The following is an 18,361-nucleotide window of genomic DNA, read 5'->3' on the forward strand; positions in this document are numbered from 1 at the left end:
TCTGTTTCGCATTTCATAAATCTTATTATTTCAGCTTGATTTCGGGATAAATATGAGCAAAAGCACCGCTGAGATCCGTCAAGCGTTTCTCGACTTTTTCCATACAAAAGGACATCAGATTGTCCAGAGCAGTTCGCTGGTTCCAAACAACGACCCAACGCTGCTTTTTACTAATGCAGGGATGAACCAATTCAAAGATGTTTTCCTGGGCCTGGATAAACGTCCTTACACCCGTGCCACCACAGCGCAGCGCTGTGTCCGCGCCGGTGGTAAGCACAACGACCTGGAAAACGTCGGCTATACTGCACGTCACCACACCTTCTTTGAAATGCTGGGTAACTTCAGCTTCGGCGATTACTTCAAACACGATGCCATTAATTTCGCCTGGGAACTGCTGACCGGCAAAGAATGGTTTAACCTGCCGAAAGACAAGCTGTGGGTAACCGTCTATGCCACCGATGACGAAGCGTACAACATCTGGAAAGATGAAGTCGGTGTGCCGGCTGAACGCATTATCCGCATCGGTGATAACAAAGGCGCCCAATACGCCTCTGACAACTTCTGGCAGATGGGCGATACCGGCCCGTGCGGTCCGTGTACTGAAATTTTCTTTGACCACGGCGACCACATCTGGGGCGGTCCTCCGGGATCACCGGAAGAAGACGGCGACCGTTATATCGAGATCTGGAACATCGTCTTTATGCAGTTCAACCGTCAGTCTGACGGTACATTAGAGCCGCTGCCGAAGCCATCTGTTGATACCGGTATGGGCCTGGAGCGTATTACAGCTGTTCTCCAGCACGTCAACTCCAACTATGACATCGACCTGTTCCGTAAACTGATCGCTGATGTGGCGAAAGTGACCGGCGCTGAAGACCTGACCAGCAAATCACTGCGGGTGATCGCCGACCATATCCGCTCTTGTGCCTTCCTGATTTGCGACGGTGTTATTCCGTCCAATGAAGGCCGCGGTTACGTGCTGCGCCGTATCATCCGTCGTGCTGTCCGTCATGGTTACATGCTCGGCGCAAAAGACACCTTCTTCTATAAACTGGTTGCTCCGCTGATCGACGTGATGGAGTCTGCCGGTGAAGAGCTGGCCCGCCAGCGTGTGATGGTTGAGAAAGTACTGAAGTCAGAAGAAGAGCAGTTTGCCCGTACGCTGGAACGTGGTCTGCAACTGCTGGATGATGAATTAGCCTCACTGACCGGGGATACCCTGAGCGGTGAAGCCGCATTCCGTCTTTATGACACCTATGGTTTCCCGCTGGATCTGACCGCAGACGTCTGCCGCGAACGTAACCTGAAAGTGGACGAAGCCGGTTTTGAAGCGGCAATGGAAGAACAGCGCCGCCGTGCCCGTGAAAACAGCGGCTTCGGTGCTGACTACAACAGCCTTATCAAAGTCGACAAACGCAGTGATTTCTCCGGTTATGACCACAATGAGCAGACGGCAACGATTGTTGCGCTGTACAAAGAAGGTCAGCCGGTCACAGAGCTGAACGCCGGTGATGAAGGTCTGGTGATCCTGGATAAAACCGCATTTTACGCGGAATCCGGCGGCCAGGTCGGTGATACCGGTGTGCTGTCCGGCAACGATGCTCAGTTCAGCGTTCTGGATACGCAGAAATACGGCCAGGCGATCGGTCATGCCGGTCGTGTGGTGAGCGGTAAACTGACTGTGAACCACAAAATTACGGCGAAAATTGATGAAGAGCGCCGTAACGCCATCCGCCTGAACCACTCGGCAACGCACCTGATGCATGCCGCACTGCGTCAGGTTCTGGGTGAGCATGTGTCACAGAAAGGCTCGCTGGTAAATGATAAATACCTGCGTTTTGACTTCTCTCATTTTGAAGCCATGACACCGGCACAAATCCGGGAAGTGGAAGCACTGGTCAACGCCGAAATCCGTAAAAATGAGCCGGTTGTGACTGAGCTGATGGATCTGGAAGACGCGAAAGCCAAAGGTGCGATGGCACTGTTCGGTGAAAAATACGATGAACGTGTCCGTGTACTGAGCATGGGTGACTTCTCAACCGAGCTGTGCGGCGGTACTCACGCTGCGCGCACCGGTGATATCGGTCTGTTCCGTATTGTCAGCGAATCCGCCACAGCGGCCGGTATCCGCCGTATTGAAGCGGTCACCGGTATCGGCGCACTGGAAAGCGTGAATCAGCAGTCTGATGCACTGACTTCCGTGGCACAGCTGGTGAAAAGTGATGAAGCGGGTGTGAGCGAGAAAGTAAAAGCCGCACTGGATAAAATCCGCAGTCTGGAAAAAGAGTTACAGCAACTCAAAGAACAGCAGGCTGCGCAGGAAAGTTCCTCCATGACCAAAGATGCCGTTTCAGTGAACGGTGTTAAACTTCTGGTGAAACAACTGACTAACGCCGAACCTAAAATGCTGCGGACGATGGTTGATGATCTAAAAAATCAATTAAGCTCTGGAATTATTGTGCTTTCAACTATCAGTGATGATAAAGTTAGTCTCATTGCAGGTGTAACAAAAGATCTGACCGGCAAAGTCAAAGCCGGCGAACTGGTTGCCTTTATTGCTGAACAAATCGGTGGTAAAGGAGGCGGTCGTCCGGATATGGCTCAAGCCGGCGGGACAGATACCGCTGCTTTACCTGCTGCGATGGCAAGCGTTGAAAGCTGGGTGGCATCTCACCTGTAATCGGAGTATATCTGAACAGGGGCGCGCTCCGGCGTGCTCCTGATATTGGTGATAACGTCTTTGTATCACTAACGTTAGGTCGCAATTTTTAACTACACTAAATATTGCAATGTGTATAAAACTACATATAGTTTACAAATAATCATTGCTATACGCTTTCACGGTGTTGGATGGATAATGGCGGGTAAACTCAGTGGCCCGACTCTTTTAATATTTCAAGGAGCAAAGAATGCTTATTCTGACTCGTCGAGTTGGTGAAACACTCATGATAGGCGATGAGGTAACAGTGACTGTACTGGGTGTTAAAGGAAACCAGGTACGAATTGGTGTCAACGCCCCAAAAGAGGTTTCTGTTCACCGTGAAGAAATTTACCAGCGGATCCAGGCTGAAAAATCTCAACCCAATAATAATAACTATTAAGTTGTGAGGCGCGCTCGTTACCGCGACGGGCGCCTTCTTCTTTTCTTCCTGCCGCTATTATCCCGGTTCTTCACTTTTTTTCCTGCAAAAATCGCCCGTCATTCTGTTACTTTCTCTTTTGCTGCCACATTTTTTCTGCACCGCTGCGTGATGCAGACGGGATTCATGCCGCCGGAAAAACGCACGTATCGTTGTGAAAATCAACATAGTGCGCGGTAATTGTGCAAACGATCGTGAGATCTTAAAAAGTTGGGAAAAATTGTTTGACTTCTCAGTGGGGGAAAGTAATATGTGCGCCACACGACGACGAGATGACGGAAACGAAATTCATCGTTGTGTGGTCTGAAACAATGGTGAGATGGCCGAGAGGCTGAAGGCGCTCCCCTGCTAAGGGAGTATGCGGTCAAAAGCTGCATCGAGGGTTCGAATCCCTCTCTCACCGCCATTCAGATTGCACCCGTAGCTCAGCTGGATAGAGTACCCGGCTACGAACCGGGCGGTCAGAGGTTCGAATCCTCTCGGGTGCACCATTTAAACCCCACGATACTGTCATGGGGTTTTTATTTTGGCAAAAGAAAATGCTAAAATAAAAAAATCAGTTCTGAAAAGATGTTTTAAGGTACGCACCCGTAGCTCAGCTGGATAGAGTACCCGGCTACGAACCGGGCGGTCAGAGGTTCGAATCCTCTCGGGTGCACCATCTTATCACTTTATTTCAAAACTGATTTCCGGTAACAGAATTAGTATGCGATGCACCCGTAGCTCAGCTGGATAGAGTACCCGGCTACGAACCGGGCGGTCAGAGGTTCGAATCCTCTCGGGTGCACCATCTTCCTCTCTTATCCCATATTCAGCACCCGTAGCTCAGCTGGATAGAGTACCCGGCTACGAACCGGGCGGTCAGAGGTTCGAATCCTCTCGGGTGCACCATATAAAAACCCCGCTCTTTGAGCGGGGTTTTTTTTTTCCGTTTTTCCCGTCACTGAATCGAATCCGTTTTTACGTCATACTCCTTATCTGAAGTACAGATGCTTCTGAAACTGATCGTACAGCAATGACGTGTAAGAGGGATAATGTATTGTAACGGCAGTTGTTTCTGCTGTTCCGTTTGTGTGGGGCAGGGCTGAATCACAGCGACAATAACCCGGCTTTGCGATAAAGTATCCCCCTTATGAATAATATCCATAATCAGGACGGGAGGTCGATTTGATCCCGGATGTATCTAAAGCGCTCTCATGGTTAGAGACGCACCCCCGGATTTTAAAAGGCATCAACCGCGGTATTGAGCGCGAAACACTGCGTATCACGCCGGATGGTGCACTGGCACGCACCGGTCACCCGGAAGCGCTGGGAAAATCATTAACGCATAAGTGGATCACCACAGACTTTGCAGAGTCACTGCTGGAGTTTATTACTCCGGTGGATTCACGTATTGATTACACCGTGAAATTTCTGCGGGATGTGCACCGTTACACTGCGCGTCACCTGAACAATGAACGGATGTGGCCGCTGAGCATGCCATGCTTCATTGATTCTGAAGAGCATATCGAACTGGCGCAGTTCGGCACATCTAACGCCGGGCGTTTCAAAACGCTGTACCGTGAAGGGCTGAAAAACCGTTATGGTGCGCTGATGCAGACCATTTCCGGTGTCCACTATAACTTCTCTCTGCCGATGGAATTCTGGCAGGCGTGGAGTGGTATCAGTGATGCGCAAAGCGGCAAGGATAAAATCTCTGACGGTTATTTCCGCCTGATCCGTAACTATTACCGTTTCGGCTGGGTGATCCCGTTCCTGTTTGGCGCCTCTCCGGCAATTTGCAGTTCGTTCCTGCGCGGCCGCAAAACCAATCTGCCGTTTGAAAAGCTGCCGACAGGGGCATTATACCTGCCGTATGCCACGTCACTGCGTTTAAGTGACCTTGGCTATACCAGCAAGTCACAAAGTGATCTGAACATCACCTTCAACCATCTGGACACGTATGTCGCCGGACTGAAGAATGCGATTCAGATCCCGTCTGAGGAATTTGCGGCGCTGGGATTAACCAAAGACGGCAAACACCTTCAGATTAACGCCAACGTATTGCAGATTGAAAACGAGTTCTATGCGCCAATCCGTCCGAAGCGTGTGCAGAAAGGTGATGAGTCACCGTCTGACGCCTTACAGCGCGGCGGGGTGGAGTATATCGAGGTCCGTGCCCTGGATATCAACCCGTTCTCTGCCACCGGTGTCGATGAAACACAAATCCGTTTCCTCGACCTGTTCCTCATCTGGTGTGTGCTGGCAGATGCGCCGGAAATGAGCGCGGATGAGCTGGCGTGTGCCCGCCATAACTGGAATCGTGTGATTCTGGAAGGGCGTAAACCGGGACAGGAAATCGGTATCGGCTGCGGTCGTGAAAAACAACCCTTGCAAAAAGTGGGTCACGCACTGTTTAATGATCTCCTGCGTGTTGCCGATGTGTTAGATACCTGTTCAGGCACACAGTATCGCGAAGTGTGCGAAGCACTGAAAGCACAGTTTGATGATCCGGAACTGACGTTCTCGGGCCGGATGCTGGCACTGATAAAAGAAGCAGGTATCGGAAGTTACGGGCTGGCCCTGGCAGATCGGTATCATGAAGAACTGACTCACGAGCCGTATGAGGTGATCAGTGAAGCAGACTTTGCTGAACAATGGCAGGCTTCTGTCGATAAACAAAAAGCGATGGAAGAGAGTGATACGATAAGTTTTGATGAGTATCTGGCGCTGCACGGCGGTCGCTGATTTCTGACAGATAAGAAAATGGCCACAATCAATGTGGCCAAAAAAAATCTCTCAGAGAATAGGGATGATAACAATTTGCGCGTCTTTCAATACATCAGACCAGCGTATTCAGAAAAAGTTTCATTCGTTCGGCATTTTTTATAAAAAAAGAGGAGCGGGAATTATGCCTTTGCTGGATAGTTTTTTAGTTGACCACACACGCATGGCGGCACCTGCGGTACGCGTAGCGAAAACCATGACTACCCCGGGTGGTGATACCATCACTGTTTTCGATCTGCGTTTTTGTGTTCCTAATGAAGAGATTCTGCCGGAAAGAGGAACGCATACACTGGAACATCTGTTCGCCGGTTTCATGCGTAATCATTTAAACGGCAATGGTGTTGAAATCATTGATATCTCGCCGATGGGCTGCCGTACCGGATTCTATATGAGTCTGATTGGTTCACCGTCAGAAACCCGTGTTGCACAGGCATGGAAAGATGCAATGGCGGATATCCTGACTGTCAAAGATCAGGCGAAGATCCCGGAACTGAATCTGTATCAGTGCGGGACATACCAGATGCATTCACTGGATGAAGCACATCAGATTGCGAAAAACATCATTGAGCGCGATGTCCGCGTCAATAAAAATGATGATTTGCTGTTATCTGATGAAGAGCTGGAAAAACTGCATCCGTAATTTTTCAGCCCGGATACAAAAAAACCTGCGGCAGCAATGCACGCAGGTTTTTTTATGGTGACTGTCTGCCGTCAGATATCAGCGGCGATATCGGCACCGGCCGGTTTCAGCGGTAATAATTTCACGGTTTTAATCACGTTCTCACCGATGGCAATGACTTCAAACTGATAATGCCCGATAGTGACCAGGGTATTGAGTGTCGGAATATCGCCGAGTTCTTCCAGCAGAAGACCGTTGATGGTGCGGGCACCTTCTTCCGGCAGGGCGAGGTTCAGGGCTTTATTGATTTCGCGGATATTGGCAGAACCTTCAATCAGCAGTGAGCCGTCAGGCTGCCGGGTGACTTCTTCCGCCAGTGACGGTGACATGGAGGTGGTGAAATCACCGACAATCTCTTCCAGGATATCCTCCACGGAGATAAGCCCCTGAATATCACCGTATTCATCCACGATCAGCCCGACTTTCTCATTATTGCGCTGGAAATTGACCAGTTGCAGGTTCAGCGGTGTGCTGTCCGGCACAAAATAGACTTTATCGGCCGCCTTGATAAGCATTTGCTTGGTGAATTCCTGCTTCTCAATCATCAGGCGGTAAGCCTCACGGACCCGCAGCATACCGATAGCATCATCGAGAGAATCGCGGTAGAGCACAATCCGGCCGTGCGGTGAGTGTGTCAGCTGGCGCAGAATCGATTTCCAGTCATCATTGATATCAATCCCGAAGATTTCGGTACGCGGCACCATAATTTCATCCACACTGACTTTATCCAGATCGAGGATGGAAATCAGCATGTCCTGGTTGCGGCGGGACAGTTTGCCTTTTGACTCATTAACGATGGTTTTCAGTTCTTCTTTTGATACCGCATCACTGCGGATCACCGTACCGCGGATACCGATACAGCGCATCAGAATCAGCGTTATCGCATTAAATGCCCAGACGATCGGCAGACAGATTTTTGCCAGCGGACGCAGCAGGAAGCTGCTCGGAAACGCCACCTGCTGAGGGTAAAGTGCCGCAATAGTTTTCGGCATGACCTCGGCAAAGATAAGGATAACAAAGGTCAGCACACCGGTGGCAATAGCCACGCCGGCATTACCGTACAGACGCATACCGACAATTGTACCCAGTGCGGAGGCAACAATATTGACCAGGTTATTGCCGATAAGAATGAGGCTCAGCAGGCGATCCGGTTTCTCCAGCAGCCGCTCGACACGGCGGGCAGACCGGTTTCCCTGTTTGGCCTGATGGCGCAGCCGGTAGCGGTTGATGGTCATCATCCCGGTTTCGGATGCGGAAAAGTACGCCGAAATTATTACCAGTAAAATAAGAATAATAATCAGCGTGCTTGTTGATACGTGCTCCACAGCGGTGTTCCTTTCTTTTGTGATGAGCGGAAACGGGGGTTACTGATGCGGTTATGCATACAGCATCAGTTCCTGAAACAGGCGGTGCCCGAAAAATGCAAGAGTGAGGATAAAGGCGCCGGCAAAGTTGAACCAGATAACGCGTTTACCGCGCCAGCCTTCGTGATAGTGCCCCCACAGCAGCACAATGTAGACACACCAGGCGACCATCGACAGTAATGATTTATGAATATTATCTTTATCAAAGATGTTATCCATGAACACAATACCGGTGGCGAGTGTCAGTGTCAGCAGAATCACGCCGACCTGCGTGATATGAAACATTTTACGCTCGATAACCATTAATGGCGGCATATCCGGCGTAAACTTAAGACGTTTATTTTTCAGCTGATGATCCATCCAGCCGAGCTGCATGGCGTACAGTGCAGCAATAATCAGTGTCGCGAAACTGAGCAGCGCCAGCCCGATATGCACAAACAGCGGTACGCTGGCCTGCAAATGGGTGATAAACTCGCCCGGCATCAGGGTGGCCAGAATCAGATTGACCATCGAGAAGCTGTATACAATCGGGATAAGGAACCATGCCCGGCCCTGAAAGGCGACAATCGTCATAATGACGGATACCAGCAGGCTGACCACCGACCCGAGATTCAGCAGTGTCAGGTTCTGACCAACGCCCTGAAAAATCTGTGATTTAATCGCCGCGCCATGACATATCAGGGCGATAACCGCGAAGATAAGCGCCAGTTTCCGGTAGCCGCGCTGATAGCGGAGCACGCCCGGCATCAGAAGTACCAGACTTAACAGATAAGCGCTAATTGCAACAACAGAGATTTCAGGCATGGTTTTGTGATTATTCAGTCAGTAAGATGAAACAAAATTCATACGTCAGTATACCGCAGCCCGCAGATCACTCCAATGATTACACGATACTTTACGTAAATCGGTTCGCTGATTTGCTGCCGTGCGTGTTATAATCCCGGTTATCTTTCCTATTTTTAGCTCAGTTTTGGCAGAGTCGATGACATGTTTGATAATTTAACTGACAGACTTTCGCGCACCTTGCGCAATATCAGTGGTCGCGGACGACTGACGGAAGACAATATTAAAGAAACGCTGCGCGAAGTGCGTATGGCGCTTCTGGAAGCCGATGTTGCCCTGCCGGTGGTACGGGATTTCATCAGCCGCGTCAAAGAGCGTGCCGTCGGCCATGAGGTGAACAAAAGCCTGACGCCGGGGCAGGAGTTCGTCAAAATCGTTCAGGGCGAACTGGTTGCGGCGATGGGCGAGGAAAACAACGCCCTTGATCTCTCCGCCCAGCCGCCTGCTGTGGTGCTGATGGCCGGTCTGCAGGGTGCGGGTAAAACCACCAGTGTGGCGAAGCTCGGTAAACTGCTGAAAGAAAAACATAAGAAAAAAGTACTGGTTGTCTCTGCGGACGTTTACCGTCCGGCGGCGATTAAACAGTTACAGACACTGGCAGAGACAGTGGGAATTGAATTCTTCCCGTCTGATGTGTCAGAGAAGCCAATTGATATCGCTAAGAAAGCGCTGAAACATGCGCAACTGCAATTCTTTGATGTCCTGCTGGTGGATACCGCGGGTCGTCTGCATGTCGATGAAGGCATGATGGGTGAAATCAAAGAGCTGCATGCGGCGATTAACCCGGTCGAAACCCTGTTCGTCGTGGATGCCATGACCGGTCAGGATGCGGCAAACACCGCCAAAGCCTTCAACGAAGCCCTGCCGCTGACCGGTGTGGTGCTGACTAAAGTCGATGGTGATGCGCGCGGCGGTGCGGCGCTGTCTATCCGCCATATCACCGGTAAACCGATTAAATTCCTGGGTGTCGGCGAAAAAACCGATGCACTGGAGCCGTTCCATCCGGATCGCGTAGCTTCGCGTATTCTGGGTATGGGCGATGTGCTGTCTCTGATTGAAGAAATCGAGAGCAAAGTTGACCGCGATCAGGCGGAAAAACTGGCCTCAAAACTGAAAAAAGGCGACGGGTTTGATCTCAACGACTTCCTGGAACAGCTGAAGCAGATGCGCAATATGGGCGGTATGGCCGGGATGCTGACCAAACTGCCGGGCATGTCTCAGGTTCCGGATGCGGTGAAATCGCAGATGGATGACAGCGTGCTGACCAAAATGGAAGCGATGATCAATTCCATGACCAAAAAAGAGCGCGTCAAACCGGAAATTATCAAAGGGTCCCGCAAACGCCGTATCGCGGCGGGTTCCGGGACTCAGGTGCAGGATGTCAACCGGCTGCTCAAGCAGTTCGATGATATGCAGCGCATGATGAAAAAGATGAAGAAAGGGGGCCTCGCGAAGATGATGCGGGGCATGAAAGGTATGATGCCGCCGGGTATGATGGGGCGGTAAAACAAAGAAAGTCACAAAGAATAATCACTTTGGATTGATTTTTTCGCCAAAGTGAGTAAACTTTTCGGGCTTTTTCTATGACAACCGGACGCCATTCCTCGATGGGGTCTGGTTGTTTGTCAATTCAATGAGGATGTTATGGTAACAATTCGTTTAGCTCGTGGCGGCGCAAAAAAGCGTCCGTTCTACCAAATCGTCGTAACCGACAGTCGTAATGCACGTGACGGTCGTTTCATCGAACGTATTGGTTTCTTCAACCCTATCGCTGCCGGTAAGGCTGAAACTCTGCGCTTAGATCTGGACCGTGTTGAACACTGGGTTGGTCTGGGTGCTACTGTCTCTGATCGTGTTGCTGTACTGATCAAAGACGCGAAGAAAGCAGCTTAATCTGTCACGGTGGCAACAATGAGCAAGCACACTAATCCGCAAGCCCCTGCTGATCCGATTGTACTCGGCAAACTGGGGTCCTCTTACGGTATTAAAGGGTGGCTCAGAGTGTTTTCTTCCACCGAAAATACTGAAAGTATTTTTGATTATCAACCGTGGTTTATTCAGCGTAACGGCGTGTGGCAACACATTGACCCGGAAGACTGGAAATCCCATAGCCAGGATATGATCGTCAAACTCAAAGGGGTTGACGACAGAGATGCGGCAAATGCGCTGACCAACGCGGAAATCGTGGTGGACAGTTCATTATTACCGGAATTAGACGGCGATGATTACTACTGGAAAGACCTGATGGGCTGCCGTGTAGTGACCACCGGCGGATATGATCTCGGCACCGTAACCGATTTAATGGAAACCGGGTCGAATGATGTTCTGGTGATTAAAGCAAATCTGAAAGATGCCTTCGGCATGAAAGAGCGGTTAGTACCGTATCTTGACGGGCAGGTTATCAGGAAAGTTGATCTCACTGAAAAACTGATTGAAGTTGAGTGGGATCCCGGTTTTTAAACCTCCGGTGATGGTTTTGTCATTAAGTGGGACACGAAAATGTGGATTGGGGTTATCAGCCTGTTTCCTGAAATGTTCCTCTCAATAACCGGGCATGGTGTAACCGGACGGGCAGTAAAAAATGGCCTGATCAGTGTTGATTGCTGGAACCCGCGTGATTTCACGTATGACCGGCACCACACTGTGGATGATCGGCCCTACGGGGGCGGTCCCGGCATGCTGATGATGGTGGAGCCTCTGCGCAAAGCTATCCATGCAGCAAAAGCTGCCGCAGGTGACGATGCGAAAGTGATTTATCTTTCGCCGCAGGGCCGCAAACTCGACCAACAGGGAGTTTGTGAGCTGGCCGCTAACGAGAAGTTAATTCTGGTATGCGGCCGGTATGAAGGTGTAGATGAGCGCATTATCCAGACTGAGATTGATGAAGAATGGTCAGTCGGGGATTATGTGCTCAGTGGTGGTGAATTACCGGCGATGGTACTGATTGATGCAGTATCGCGTTTTGTCCCCGGTGTCCTCGGACATCAGGCGTCAGCAAAAGAAGATTCCTTTGCTGAAGGTTTACTTGACCATCCGCACTATACCCGTCCTGAGGTGCTGGATGGCATGAATGTTCCGCCGGTTTTACTGTCGGGCAATCATGCAGAAATTGATCGCTGGCGTATGAAACAGTCACTCGGTCGCACCTGGCTCAGAAGACCTGAACTTCTGGAAAGCCTAGCTCTGACTGACGAGCAAAGGATGTTGCTGGCTGAGTTCCAACGGGAATATCAGTCCGGAGCAACAAGTTAATCCAGGTATCCTGCGGGATATCTTTTGAAATATCAGTTTACCTAGGGTAAGAGATTTATTATGAGCAACATTATTAAACAACTTGAACAAGAGCAGATGAAACAAGACGTACCTTCATTCCGTCCGGGTGATTCCGTGGAAGTTAAGGTATGGGTCGTTGAAGGTTCTAAAAGACGTCTGCAGGCATTCGAGGGCGTGGTTATCGCTATCCGTAACCGCGGTCTGCACTCTGCATTCACTGTTCGTAAGATTTCTAACGGCGAAGGTGTTGAGCGTGTATTCCAGACTCACTCACCTGTTGTTGACAGCATCAGCGTTAAACGCCGTGGTGCCGTTCGTCGTGCTAAACTGTACTACCTGCGTGAGCGTTCAGGTAAGGCAGCTCGTATTAAAGAGCGTTTGAACGCAAAATAATGCGCAAGCATCCGATATGATAATAAAAGGCCAGCCTCGTGCTGGCCTTTTTTATTGCACTATTTTATGTTTCCTTCCTGTCTGTTTTCCGTTCAATCTGCTGTATTGTTTATATGACATCATTTTATTGATGTAAATATTTATTTACATTCATATCTGTATTACAAGTGCCATTATCTGGGTTTGTTTTTCTTCCTGCCTCTGTTTTATGTCAGTATATTTCTTTATTATCATCATATTACATATTATTTGTAGTTTATTTTACTTATTTTCATTCCTTTGTCAGATGTTGTCATTTTATTTTTGTAATTTAAAATGTACGAAAATATAAATATTTTACGATTTTGGATTGAATTATTTACGAAGAATGTTATGGTGTTTTCTCAGACACTCAACACGTAATTCATTTTTTGTAAAACTCAGCAGGAAAACACTATGATCATGCAAAAAGACGCACTCAATAATGTCCATATCAGTGATGAAATTGTTTTAATCTCACCGGAAGAGCTGAAGCAAAAGTACCCATTGAGTCGCAACGACCAGCATGCCATCGCCGGTGCACGTAAGACGATTGCGGATATTGTCCATCACCGCGATCCGCGTTTACTGGTTGTCTGTGGTCCGTGTTCCGTTCATGACACGGATGCGGCGCTGGAGTACGCCCGTCGTCTGAAAGAATTATCTGCTGAGTTGAGTGACAGTCTGTATATCGTGATGCGTGTCTATTTTGAAAAACCACGGACAACAGTAGGCTGGAAAGGGCTGATCAGTGATCCGTTTATGGATGGCTCTTTCGAGATGGAAAAAGGTCTGCACATTGCCCGCAAACTGATGGTGGATCTGGTTCAGCTCGGCCTGCCGCTGGCCGGTGAGGCACTGGACCCGAATAACCCGCAATACCTCGGCGATCTGTTCAGCTGGTCTGCTATCGGCGCGCGTACCACTGAATCACAGACGCACCGTGAAATGGCATCCGGTCTGTCAATGCCGGTCGGTTTTAAAAATGGTACTGACGGCAGCCTGAGCACCGCAATCAACGCGATGAAAGCCGCTTCCATGCCGCACCGTTTTATGGGTATCAATCAGTCCGGCCAGGTCTGTTTATTACAGACGCAGGGGAACCCGAACGGCCATGTGATCCTGCGCGGCGGAAAACGCCCGAACTACAGTGAGGAAGATATTACGGAATGCGGGGCACAAATGAAGAAAGCCGGTCTGACCCCTTCACTGATGGTAGACTGCAGTCACGGCAACTCGGATAAAGATTTCCGTCGTCAGCCTCTGGTGGTGGACGCTGTGGCAGAACAAATTTGTGCCGGAAATACATCAATTACCGGTATTATGCTGGAAAGCCATATTAATGAAGGCAATCAGTCATCAGAACAGCCGCGCAGCGCCATGAAGTACGGTGTATCAGTGACAGACGCCTGTATCAGCTGGGAAACCACTGAAACAGTTCTGCGTCAGCTGCATCAGCAGATTTCACCGGCGCTGGCAAAGCGTGTGGTTCAGTTACAGCAGGCAGGATAATAAAACAGGCAGGTTGTATGTCCGGTGTATTAACACATTTACGTGATCAAATTGATGAAGTGGATAAATCGCTGCTGTCACTGCTGGCAAAACGCCTGCAGTTAGTGGCGGAAGTCGGGGAAGTGAAAAGTCAGCACGGTCTGCCGGTCTATGCACCGGATCGCGAAGCCGCAATGCTGGCTTCACGGCGGCAGGAGGCGGAATCTCTCGGGGTTCCGCCGGATCTGATAGAAGATGTTCTGCGCCGTATCATGCGGGAATCGTATTCCCGCGAAAATGATAAGGGTTTTAAAAAGCTCAATGCGCAGGCACGCCCGATCGTGATTATCGGCGGTGACGGCAAAATGGGGCAGTTATTCCGGCGGATGCTGGAGTTGTCCGGTTATACCGTGCGTGTCCTTGACAGTGGTGACTGGGCCGATGCGCCTGAATTGCTGTCGGATGCGGGAATGGTGATTGTCAGTGTGCCTATCCATCTGACAGAGCAGGTGATCAAACAATTACCGCCGTTACCGGAAGATTGCATCCTGGCGGATCTCGCGTCGGTCAAAGCGGGGCCGTTACAGGCGATGCTGGCAGTACACAACGGTCCGGTGCTCGGATTGCACCCGATGTTCGGGCCGGATGTTGGCAGTTTTGCCAAGCAGGTGGTGGCATTCTGTGACGGACGTTTTCCGGAGCAGTACCAGTGGTTCCTGGAACAGATCACTGTCTGGGGAGCACATTTGCAGGGCATTAAGGCGCAGGAGCATGATCGCAATATGCGCTATATTCAGGCGCTGCGCCACTTTACCACGTTTGCTTACGGGCGTTATCTGGCAAAAGAGAATGTCGATCTTGCACAGTTGTTATCGCTGTCGTCACCGATTTACCGGCTGGAACTGGTGATGATTGGCCGCCTGTTTGCCCAAGACCCGCAGCTTTATGCCGATATTATTATGGCCTCAGAAGATAATCTGGATGTGATAGAGGATTATCACCGTGAGTTCGGTGACGCCATGGCGCTGCTGGAACGTCGCGATAAGGCTGAATTTATCACACAGTTTTCCGCCGTCAGTGACTGGTTCGGTGAACATGCGCAGCGCTTTATGAAAGAGAGTCGCGGATTGCTGCAACAGGCGAGTGACAGCCGCCGCTGATAAGGCTGGTGCTGATATTATTCAGCACCAGTGATTTCACTCGTTTATTTTACAGGATGAAAAGTTTTAGCTACAGAAGGGTAGGCTTCTGATCCATAAATAATTTTTCTCGGGTCATATTTATTTTTATAGGCACTTTCAACTGAAAAATTGATTCGTTCTATTTGTTGCAGACCACCGCACCGGATTTGCTGATGTGAATAAGCAATGACATCACGACCGGTGGCGTTTGCCAACTCCTGTGCAGCATAACGCTTTCCGTAACAACTGAGCAGATGTATAGGACCCGTATTGCCGGTGAGATCAATCTGGTTACCGGACTCTTTTTTAATATATTCGACCAACTCATCAGCGCGTAGATGGTGTGTTTCTGATGTGTCCAGCTTTGTCACTTCACGGCCATTTTCGATGACTTTGCAGGCCTTTGTGCCGACAGTCAACCGTCCGTCGGTACTGCCATGAAGTATGATGGCATCTTCTCCCTTGCCTCTGAAATTATTTGAATAGCCTTGCAGGATAGTTTTTCCGCTTCTTGCGCCGATATCGTCATCTAAGCTGAACATCACTGCGCTGAAACCGACTGGTTTATGAGTGGTCATTTTAATCTGAGAAACAGAATACAAGGAAGAAAACAGATTCTTAATCGTTGATTTTACAGTCGATTCAAATGTATGAAATTTAGCTGATAAGGTTTCTGATGATACATGCATAACTTATTTTCCATTGATTTATATCGGCAGAATTAGTTCAGCGAAAAATAGCATCTGGCCGGGTAAATCACTTTCAAATAATGAGCTGATTAGTTATGTCAAATAAAAATAAAGGGGGAATAAGGGGAGGTGAATCAGCCATCCGTATAACAGATGGCTGAGAAAATATTATGCCCGATCAACCGGGAACGCGATAACATCGCTGATCCGCTCTGCACCCAGAGCGAGCATAATCAGACGGTCGATCCCCAGAGCCACACCGGCACATTCCGGGAATCCGTGCTCAAGCGCCGCCAGCAGGTTCTCATCAATCGGTTGTTCCGGCAGGCCCATACTTGCCCGTTTGCGGTTATCCCGCTCAAAACGCTGACGCTGCTCAGTGGCATCGGTCAGTTCACGGAAGCCGTTGGCCAGTTCAACCCCTTTGTAATACACCTCAAAGCGCTCAGCCACACGGTGATCTTCAGAACTGATCTCCGCCAGTGAAGCCTGGCTTGCCGGGAAGTGATAAATAAAGGTCGGTTTTTCCAGCCCGATATGCGGTTCAACACCCACCATAAACAGCAGTTGTAAAATGATATCGCGATCTTCCTCAGTATCGGCAATATTGCTGACATCCAGTTTGGCCGCGACTTCGCGCAGTTTATCTTTCTCTGCGGTCAGCGGATCGATATCCAGGTAGCGCAGGAAAGCCTGCTGGTAGGATAACGATTCTGCACTTTCACACTCTAAGGTTTGCTGTAATAAATCATCAACCTCATTTATCAGACGGTACATATCATAATGAGGGCGATACCATTCAAGCATGGTGAACTCCGGATTATGATAACGTCCGGCTTCCTCGTTACGATAGCTGCGGCCCATCTGATAAATGGGGCCGCTGCCCGCTGCCAGCAACCGTTTCATGTGGTACTCCGGGCTGGTCATCAGATAAAGCGTTATTCCCTGTGCGGCACCGGGGCCGGTAAACTGAGTTTCAAAGGCGCGCAGATGGACATCGGTGACGGTCGCCTGACTCATGGTCGGCGTTTCGACTTCTAATACACCTCTGTCTGCAAAAAAATGTCTGATTTCATTAACAATTTTTGCACGTTTTAATAGATTGGCTATCGGGGCAGTCGGCTGCCAGCCCGCAATATCACTCATGCCGTAAGAACTCCGAATAAAAATAAAGGGTGCAGTTTACCTGCAACCTCTGATGGTGACAAACAGATATGCAGAACATGCTACGTGTAAAACCTGACTCTGAACAGGCGTATTGTGCTGAGGCGGGGGGCGGAAGCACCCCTGACAGGAATAATCAGTCGATTAAGGCCGGCGGGACATGCTCCCCCGGATAACTGCCGAGCACTTTCACCGAACGGGCGATTGCCTGTAAGGCTTTGAGTGCCTGCTGCATAGAGACTGAGCGCAGATTGGCATGCACATCAATATAAAACATCTCTTCCCATGGTGTGCCGTGAATAGGGCGGGACTCCAGTTTACTCATCACAATGTCATGCTCTTTGAGGATAATCAGGGCATCGACCAGCGCACCGGCCTGTTGTCCGGTCGCCATCAGCAGTGTGGTTTTTGCCGGAACCTGTTCTGATACATCAATAGGCTGGCGGGCAATGACAATAAAGCGGGTCATATTGGTCTGCTGATTGGCAAGATTCTGTGCAACTGCCTGCAAGCCGTACAGCGCGCCACCCGCTTCACTGCCGAGGGCGGCAACATCTGTCCGGTTGAGAGCGGCGACTTTTTCCATCGCTGCCGCGGTACTTTCACAGTATTCAATTTTACGATCCGGAAACTGGCAGAGGTACTGACTGCACTGCTCAAACGGCTGCGGATGGCTGTACAGGGTGGTAATCCCGGCCATGTCCGCGCCCGGAATAGTCAGCAGACAGTGATTCACCGGCAGGCGCAGTTCGCCGACAATCGAAAGCGGGGTGCTCTGAAGCAAATCATAGACATCATTGATGGCACCGGAACTGGTATTTTCCAGCGGCAGCATTCCGTAGTCTGCCTGACCGTTCTCAACCAGCTCGAAAATATCGCGGAATTTGCGGCAGCTGAATTCGGTCATATGATCAAAATGACGGGCGGAGTACTGACGGGCTGCCACATGTGAGTATGAACCTTTCGGGCCGAGAAAGGCTATCCGGGCGCTGTTATCCGGTGTCTGGTTCAGGTGCTTTTGTAAAATCGCCTGCTGGGTTAAGACCGAATCCTCAATAATCAGCTGAAACAGCCGGGTGATATAAAATCCGTCCAGCCCGTGCGGCTTGCCTTTGCTTATCAGCACATCCAGCAGTTCACGCTCGCGGTTTTTATCGCGGATGGGGCGGTTATCCTGCAGTTTGGTTTGTGCGACAGCCACAGCGAGCTGCCGCCGCTGTGCCAGCAGATCCAGCAATTGTGCATCCAACTCGCTGATTTGTTCCCGTATAGCTAAAAGATCGTTCATATGTTGTCCTCAGACCCTGTTTCCCGGCGATAAAAAAAGCCTCCGCGGCGGGAGGCTTTTCTGTGCGTCTTC

16 protein-coding genes, 5 tRNA genes and 1 other annotated feature (1 of these 22 cut by a window edge) are annotated in these 18,361 nt (G+C 49.9%); of the genes, 16 read left to right on the plus strand and 5 right to left on the minus strand.

Annotation, left to right across the window (positions count from 1 at the left end; genetic code table 11):
* Window positions 1-52: 52 nt before the first annotated feature.
* The 9 genes from alaS (at window position 53) to luxS (ending at window position 6,546) form a co-directional block, all read left to right on the plus strand.
* The gene (gene alaS, locus JC793_RS04435) at window positions 53-2,680 is read left to right on the plus strand and encodes an alanine--tRNA ligase (protein WP_166707176.1); all 2,628 of its coding nucleotides are present in this window, start codon (window positions 53-55) and stop codon (window positions 2,678-2,680) included.
* 229 nt (window positions 2,681-2,909) lie between these two features.
* Window positions 2,910-3,101 (plus strand): carbon storage regulator CsrA, encoded by a 192-nt coding sequence (gene csrA / locus JC793_RS04440; protein WP_004237871.1) that lies wholly within the window; start codon window positions 2,910-2,912, stop codon window positions 3,099-3,101.
* Between the two features lie 352 nt (window positions 3,102-3,453).
* Window positions 3,454-3,546: transfer RNA gene (locus tag JC793_RS04445), tRNA-Ser, on the plus strand.
* Between the two features lie 8 nt (window positions 3,547-3,554).
* Window positions 3,555-3,631 (plus strand) — tRNA-Arg (locus JC793_RS04450).
* A gap of 93 nt (window positions 3,632-3,724) precedes the next feature.
* Window positions 3,725-3,801 (plus strand) — tRNA-Arg (locus JC793_RS04455).
* A 52-nt stretch (window positions 3,802-3,853) separates the two neighbouring features.
* A tRNA-Arg gene (locus JC793_RS04460) sits at window positions 3,854-3,930 on the plus strand.
* A 24-nt stretch (window positions 3,931-3,954) separates the two neighbouring features.
* Window positions 3,955-4,031, plus strand: a tRNA-Arg gene (locus tag JC793_RS04465).
* 276 nt (window positions 4,032-4,307) lie between these two features.
* On the plus strand, window positions 4,308-5,867 hold the full coding sequence (gene gshA / locus JC793_RS04470) for a glutamate--cysteine ligase (protein WP_052926452.1): 1,560 nt from the start codon (window positions 4,308-4,310) through the stop codon (window positions 5,865-5,867).
* Between the two features lie 163 nt (window positions 5,868-6,030).
* Complete coding sequence (gene luxS / locus JC793_RS04475; RefSeq protein ID WP_052926464.1) at window positions 6,031-6,546, plus strand: S-ribosylhomocysteine lyase; 516 nt, start codon at window positions 6,031-6,033, stop codon at window positions 6,544-6,546.
* Window positions 6,547-6,617: 71 nt separating this feature from the next.
* On the opposite strand, the gene JC793_RS04480 is transcribed toward luxS, so the two are convergent.
* Window positions 6,618-7,910 carry a CNNM domain-containing protein gene (locus tag JC793_RS04480; RefSeq protein ID WP_166707178.1) on the minus strand — a complete coding sequence of 431 codons (1,293 nt, stop codon included), beginning with the start codon at window positions 7,908-7,910 and terminating at the stop codon, window positions 6,618-6,620.
* 51 nt (window positions 7,911-7,961) lie between these two features.
* Window positions 7,962-8,753 carry a cytochrome C assembly family protein gene (locus JC793_RS04485; protein ID WP_046895215.1) on the minus strand — a complete coding sequence of 264 codons (792 nt, stop codon included), beginning with the start codon at window positions 8,751-8,753 and terminating at the stop codon, window positions 7,962-7,964.
* Between the two features lie 183 nt (window positions 8,754-8,936).
* Between JC793_RS04485 and ffh the strand changes: the two genes are divergently transcribed.
* The 7 genes from ffh to tyrA all read left to right on the plus strand — a co-directional run bounded on the left by ffh (window position 8,937) and on the right by tyrA (window position 15,127).
* Window positions 8,937-10,298, plus strand: coding sequence for a signal recognition particle protein (gene ffh, locus JC793_RS04490; RefSeq protein ID WP_046895216.1), 1,362 nt, complete (start codon window positions 8,937-8,939; stop codon window positions 10,296-10,298).
* A 138-nt stretch (window positions 10,299-10,436) separates the two neighbouring features.
* Entirely contained in the window at window positions 10,437-10,685 is a 249-nt protein-coding gene (gene rpsP, locus JC793_RS04495; RefSeq protein ID WP_004237878.1) for a 30S ribosomal protein S16, read from the plus strand.
* Window positions 10,686-10,703: 18 nt separating this feature from the next.
* The gene (gene rimM, locus JC793_RS04500; protein ID WP_107679615.1) at window positions 10,704-11,252 is read left to right on the plus strand and encodes a ribosome maturation factor RimM; all 549 of its coding nucleotides are present in this window, start codon (window positions 10,704-10,706) and stop codon (window positions 11,250-11,252) included.
* 39 nt (window positions 11,253-11,291) lie between these two features.
* Complete coding sequence (gene trmD / locus JC793_RS04505) at window positions 11,292-12,044, plus strand: tRNA (guanosine(37)-N1)-methyltransferase TrmD (RefSeq protein ID WP_218427620.1); 753 nt, start codon at window positions 11,292-11,294, stop codon at window positions 12,042-12,044.
* A 60-nt stretch (window positions 12,045-12,104) separates the two neighbouring features.
* The gene (gene rplS / locus JC793_RS04510) at window positions 12,105-12,458 is read left to right on the plus strand and encodes a 50S ribosomal protein L19 (protein ID WP_046895219.1); all 354 of its coding nucleotides are present in this window, start codon (window positions 12,105-12,107) and stop codon (window positions 12,456-12,458) included.
* Window positions 12,459-12,893: 435 nt separating this feature from the next.
* Window positions 12,894-13,988 (plus strand): 3-deoxy-7-phosphoheptulonate synthase, encoded by a 1,095-nt coding sequence (locus JC793_RS04515; protein WP_046895220.1) that lies wholly within the window; start codon window positions 12,894-12,896, stop codon window positions 13,986-13,988.
* A gap of 17 nt (window positions 13,989-14,005) precedes the next feature.
* Window positions 14,006-15,127 carry a bifunctional chorismate mutase/prephenate dehydrogenase gene (gene tyrA / locus JC793_RS04520; protein ID WP_166707180.1) on the plus strand — a complete coding sequence of 374 codons (1,122 nt, stop codon included), beginning with the start codon at window positions 14,006-14,008 and terminating at the stop codon, window positions 15,125-15,127.
* Window positions 15,128-15,171: 44 nt separating this feature from the next.
* On the opposite strand, the gene JC793_RS04525 is transcribed toward tyrA, so the two are convergent.
* From JC793_RS04525 to pheA, 3 genes are all read right to left on the minus strand, one after another.
* Window positions 15,172-15,837, minus strand: a complete 666-nt coding sequence (locus JC793_RS04525; RefSeq protein WP_218427622.1) for a hypothetical protein — start codon at window positions 15,835-15,837, stop codon at window positions 15,172-15,174.
* 168 nt (window positions 15,838-16,005) lie between these two features.
* On the minus strand, window positions 16,006-16,983 hold the full coding sequence (epmA, locus tag JC793_RS04530; protein ID WP_046895222.1) for an elongation factor P--(R)-beta-lysine ligase: 978 nt from the start codon (window positions 16,981-16,983) through the stop codon (window positions 16,006-16,008).
* Window positions 16,984-17,137: 154 nt separating this feature from the next.
* Window positions 17,138-18,289, minus strand: coding sequence for a bifunctional chorismate mutase/prephenate dehydratase (gene pheA / locus JC793_RS04535; protein WP_218427624.1), 1,152 nt, complete (start codon window positions 18,287-18,289; stop codon window positions 17,138-17,140).
* Window positions 18,290-18,318: 29 nt separating this feature from the next.
* Window positions 18,319-18,361: a sequence feature (Phe leader region), on the minus strand; it runs 79 nt beyond the window's last position.

The organism is Morganella morganii (genome assembly GCF_019242955.1).
GTDB lineage: Bacteria > Pseudomonadota > Gammaproteobacteria > Enterobacterales > Enterobacteriaceae > Morganella > Morganella sibonii.

Coding starts and splice junctions, on each gene's coding strand:
- alaS (WP_166707176.1), top strand. CDS start 53: ATGAGCAAAAGCACCGCTGAGATCCGTCAAGCGTTTCTCGACTTTTTC.
- csrA (WP_004237871.1), top strand. CDS start 2,910: ATGCTTATTCTGACTCGTCGAGTTGGTGAAACACTCATGATAGGCGAT.
- luxS (WP_052926464.1), top strand. CDS start 6,031: ATGCCTTTGCTGGATAGTTTTTTAGTTGACCACACACGCATGGCGGCA.
- JC793_RS04485 (WP_046895215.1), bottom strand. CDS start 8,753: ATGCCTGAAATCTCTGTTGTTGCAATTAGCGCTTATCTGTTAAGTCTG.
- ffh (WP_046895216.1), top strand. CDS start 8,937: ATGTTTGATAATTTAACTGACAGACTTTCGCGCACCTTGCGCAATATC.
- rpsP (WP_004237878.1), top strand. CDS start 10,437: ATGGTAACAATTCGTTTAGCTCGTGGCGGCGCAAAAAAGCGTCCGTTC.
- rimM (WP_107679615.1), top strand. CDS start 10,704: ATGAGCAAGCACACTAATCCGCAAGCCCCTGCTGATCCGATTGTACTC.
- trmD (WP_218427620.1), top strand. CDS start 11,292: ATGTGGATTGGGGTTATCAGCCTGTTTCCTGAAATGTTCCTCTCAATA.
- rplS (WP_046895219.1), top strand. CDS start 12,105: ATGAGCAACATTATTAAACAACTTGAACAAGAGCAGATGAAACAAGAC.
- JC793_RS04515 (WP_046895220.1), top strand. CDS start 12,894: ATGATCATGCAAAAAGACGCACTCAATAATGTCCATATCAGTGATGAA.
- tyrA (WP_166707180.1), top strand. CDS start 14,006: ATGTCCGGTGTATTAACACATTTACGTGATCAAATTGATGAAGTGGAT.
- JC793_RS04525 (WP_218427622.1), bottom strand. CDS start 15,837: ATGCATGTATCATCAGAAACCTTATCAGCTAAATTTCATACATTTGAA.
- epmA (WP_046895222.1), bottom strand. CDS start 16,983: ATGAGTGATATTGCGGGCTGGCAGCCGACTGCCCCGATAGCCAATCTA.
- pheA (WP_218427624.1), bottom strand. CDS start 18,289: ATGAACGATCTTTTAGCTATACGGGAACAAATCAGCGAGTTGGATGCA.